This window comes from Legionella gratiana, from assembly GCF_001467695.1.
Lineage (GTDB): Bacteria > Pseudomonadota > Gammaproteobacteria > Legionellales > Legionellaceae > Legionella > Legionella gratiana.
The window spans coordinates 1-1,226 of record NZ_LNYE01000018.1 but is presented as its reverse complement, the minus strand read 5'-3'; the positions used below and the strand labels follow the sequence as shown (position 1 = coordinate 1,226).

Genomic DNA, 1,226 nt, shown 5'->3' with positions numbered 1-1,226 from the left:
AACTCATGGCCTTGCTCATACGGTACGTACCATGGCTTGTGCTGAAGTGATGGTCGAAGAAGCACGTAAAGCAAAATTCAGAGGTGAAATACTAGAAACAGCACAAGATGGTCGGACGTTGGCCGATGTTACTCCGGAAGAACTCAAAAAAACGCTGATCGCACAAGCCTTCTTTGTAGTAGGAAGAGATGATGAACGCTCTGGGTTTAATGAAGATCGTACCAGAAATTTCTATGCGGAATATCATGAGAAAAGTGAACTGGCATTCAGAAAATACGTTGAAGATAATCAACTCATTGGCAAAATATTCACCGATCAAGAAGAAGTAGATCGCTATGCGGCTATTGTTAAAGACAAACCTAAGAATTGGGATGGCACTCCAGCACATATCTTAATCCATCAAGGCCACATGGTGGACTTAATGAGAGTCAAGTCCCCTTCCGAAGTAGTACTGGAACGCGCCTACAATACACTTAAAGGTTCTGTAGGCTCTCTGGGAGCTGAAGTCGTTCTCAGAACACATCGACAATTTTTCTTGGCTACCGGATCCGCTGTCCCGGCATTTAATCCTCAAGCAAAAGATGACCTCAGAGCAGAAGCGCCTTATGAAAATATGATTAATCGAAGGTACGTTATAGAAAAAGATAAGACTCCCCAATCGTTGCATGACGCACGATGCGTAGCGCCAAATTATCAGCTCAAGAATAATGAGCGTTTTATAACGATAAAAGAACAACATACCATTGAGGAAAATAATATTCTTTCTGAGGAAGCTAAGAAGTTATTTAAGGAAGGAGGAGCTTATGAAAATCCTTACAATGGTGAAAAATATGCGGTACAAAAAGGTAAAGATCTAAATTCTATAAATGACATTCGAACTATAGATTCGGAAAATCCCATAAAAGAGAACGAACGGCTCGTCACTATAAAAGAATATTACAACCTTCCTGAAATACAAGAAGAATTTCCTGGTTATAATGCACAATTAGAAGAAAGTCCCGCAACTGATTTTTCCAGAATATGTGAGCAAAACCCCTCAGTATGTCTAGGTGCCATCAAAGAAGCCCGTCAACAAGTAAAAATAGATGGGATTAAAGATGCTTTGCAATCCTCTTCCAGTAAGGCACGAAGACAACCCAATATAGATGAAATTGCCGCTGCACGTATTATCCAACAAATCATGGCTAATCCTGATGTGATTCAGGACGATCATGTTCTTTTAAATG

At 40.2% G+C, this 1,226-nt stretch carries 1 protein-coding gene; it reads left to right on the top strand.

Annotated features, from left to right (window positions below; translation table 11 throughout):
- Positions 1–1,226: SidE phosphodiesterase domain-containing protein (locus Lgra_RS04820; RefSeq protein ID WP_157068257.1), on the top strand; the 1,226-nt coding region annotated here is incomplete at both ends.